A 3,152-nucleotide genomic window follows, 5' to 3' on the forward strand; every position below is an offset into this window, starting at 1 on the left:
CACCGGCACCGTGCGGGAGACGTTGACCGACCTTGGCTCCCTGCGGATGGGGGCGGACGAAGCGGCGTTCGCCGTAGGATCCGGCAGCCTCTTGATCCGCGTCGACGGTGACATGTTCGCCTTCGAACATCAGTCCGTCGCCGACTACCTCGTCGCCACAGTAGCTGCCAGCGAGATCGGTACCGGCGTCGCCGCCCCGGCGGTGCTGGCCGAACGGGAGATCTCCGATCTCGTCGCCAGGTTCCTCATCGGCACATCTGACCCCGATGAGGTCAGGGACTGGGTCCGCACCGTGCTGGCTGTCGCCGACGCTGACGCCGGGCCAGCAGCCCGTGCCAACGCGCTGCGCCTCGCCGCCCCGCTGGGGGTCACGGCCCACGCCATCCAGCTTGCCGGGCAGGACCTGCGCGGCCAACACCTGTCCGGCCGGGACATGCACCTGGCCAACCTGCGTGACGCCCGGCTCGTCGGGATGCAACTGAACGACACGAACCTTGACGGTGCCGACCTGGCCGGTGCCGACCTGCGGGACGCCCACCTGGCGCGGGTCAGCTTACGCCGAGCGAAGCTTGCCGACGCCGATCTGCGGGGCGCCGTCCTGTCTGGCACCGACCTGCGGGACGCCCTTCTGGCCGGCAGTCGCTGGCACGGGGCTGCCATCCTCGGCGGCCTGCTCGGGGCCAGCGCCCACGTCCCGGAGCTGGCGGTCGCCGCCATCACGACCCGTGACCAGGCTGCCCCGGCATTCCCACTGCCCCCGGCCAGTGCGGGTGCACTGACCTACAGCCCCGACGGCAGGCTGCTCGCCGTCGCCTACGGTGTGGGTGTTCTGCTCCTCGACGCCCACCGACACCGTCCGGTACGGATTCTCACCAGCCATACCGGTCTGGTCGTCGATATGGCCTTCACCCCGAACAGTCAGCTACTGGCCACTGCCGGCGGCGATCACACCATTCGGTTGCTGGACGTCGCCAGCGGCACCGAACAAGCCACCTTCACCAGCCACGACGACCAGGTGAACGCGGTAGCCGTCAGCCCGGATGGCACTCTGCTCGCCTCCGCATCCACCGACGGTATCCGCCTGCGCCGCCTCCCGACCACCCCGGCCCAGTCCGACGGGGGTGACCTCTATATCGGCCGCGTCGGTGCCGAACTGCCTTGGGTGTCGACGATGGCCTTCCACCCGAACTCCGGTCTGCTTGCGTGCGGCACCACCAACGGCCGCCTGATCCTGCTCTCCACCGCCGACGGCACCGTCGTTGCAAACCAGTACACCCACCACGGCTGGGTGTACGCGGTGGTCTTCGACGCCACCGGCCGCAGACTCGCCACCGCTGGCGAGGACGGTGCCATCCGGCTGTGGGACGCGAAAACTGGAGAGGGCGCGGGAGGTCTGGCTGGACATTCCCGAGCCGTGCGGGCTGCTGCATTCCACCCCGACGGCCGATATCTCACGAGCGGCAGCGAGGATGGCAGTATCCGTCTCTGGGACCTGGCCACCGGAGCGCCGCTCACCGAGTTCATCGCGCGGCATTCCGCCGCCGCCCTCGCATTCCATCCCGACGGCCATCTGTTCGCCGCCGCCGCGGGCGAGTTCATCAGCATCCGCGAAGTGAACAGCTTCCCCGCCGGCGGTTATCGCACCGTCGCCGAGATCTCCGGTACCGCCCGGCCGCTGGTCGCTGTGGCGTTCTCCCCAGACGGCACCACGCTTACCTCCGTCGGGGCGGACGGCACCACCCGAATCTGGGAAACCGCGACCGGACGCCACCTCGCTCAGGGTCGGAGCAGCCATCGCGTCGACAAGTCCGACAGCCTCGGCAAGGGCGACCGTATCCCGTCCGGCCCAGAATCGGTCACCAGCCCCGATGGGCGGTTCTACGCGGCTGCCGACGGCACCACCGTCCGCCTCACCGACGCCCGAACAGGTACGCTGATCGGTCGGCTCAGCGGGCACCTCGGCCCAGTCACCGCGCTCGCCGCGGCACCCGATGGCAGCCTGCTCGCCACCGCGAGCACCGACGGCACGATCCGGCTGTGGGACCCGGCCACGCTCACCGTGGTCGCAACCCTGCTTGGACTGCCCGGCGGCGCCTGGGCTGTGCTGTTACCCGACGGCACGTACAAACTCGACGGGAACCCGCGCGGTGAGCTGTGGTGGGCGATGGGCCGATGCCGATTCGAACCCGGTGAACTCGACGGCTTCATCGACTCCTTGAATCGGCTGGACCCCAGCGAGCCACTCCCCGGTACCCACTCCGGACCCCGGTCCGCTACCCCGCCGGCCTCGCACTCCCCCCAACGCCAGCGCCGGGGTCGGGGCAGGAGATAGCCGTCTCGCTCTGATCGGCGACCGCTGTCTCGGTCATAAGGTGGCTCCCCTGTTCGTGGATCTGCACAGAATGTAATATTCTGGTTACATTTTGTCTTGATGATCCCCTGGGGAAGGCTTCCGCCGGTTGCGTACCGGTCAGCTGCTTGCCGTCGGATGAACCTGATTGGCTACAGTTATCCCATCCGGGGGATCACGGCCCGTACCTTCCGGGATCCTCGGGCGGTCGCCAGGGAGGAGCGGCGGGACTGTGTCAGTTGACCGTAATCATGTGGCGCGGGCGTTACCCGACCGTTTTGAACTGCGTGGCAGGCTTGGTGGTGGTGGTTTCGGTGATGTGTTCCAGGCGTTTGATCGTCGGCTGGATCGACTTGTCGCGGTCAAAGCCGTGTTGGTCGAGAATACGGATATGCATCAGCGCGTCGTCGACGAGGCGAAAGCTCTGGCCCGGCTGAATCACCCGCATCTGGTCGGCATTTTTGATGTCATCGACGTCGATGATCTATTCCTATTGTTCATGGAGTTCGTCGACGGTCGGTCTTTGGACAAGGTGCTCCGGCTTTTGCCGCCGGAGGTGGTGTGCGGGATCGGCCTTGCGGCCGCGGACGCGTTGGCCTACGTGCACGGCAAGCAGATGCTGCACCGTGACATCAAGCCGGCAAACCTGTTGCTCGGCGATGACGGCACGCTGAAGATCGTCGATTTCGGGATCGCGAAGCTGCTGGAGCACACCACGGCGTTCGGCCGGACGGGGACGCCGTTCTGGATGGCGCCCGAACAGCGCAACTTCGCCGCGCTCGGCCCTGCGACGGATCTGTAC

2 protein-coding genes are annotated in these 3,152 nt (G+C 67.6%); both read left to right on the forward strand.

All coding sequences use genetic code 11. The features are described from left to right. Positions 1 to 2,332: pentapeptide repeat-containing protein (locus U9980_RS26275; RefSeq protein ID WP_322770385.1), on the forward strand; the 2,332-nt coding region annotated here is incomplete at its 5' end. A gap of 337 nt (positions 2,333 to 2,669) precedes the next feature. After that, positions 2,670 to 3,152 (forward strand): serine/threonine-protein kinase (locus U9980_RS26280; RefSeq protein WP_322770386.1); only part of this gene is annotated, 483 nt, incomplete at its 3' end.

The organism is Protofrankia sp. Cr1 (genome assembly GCF_963555865.1).
Taxonomy (GTDB): domain Bacteria; phylum Actinomycetota; class Actinomycetes; order Frankiales; family Frankiaceae; genus Protofrankia.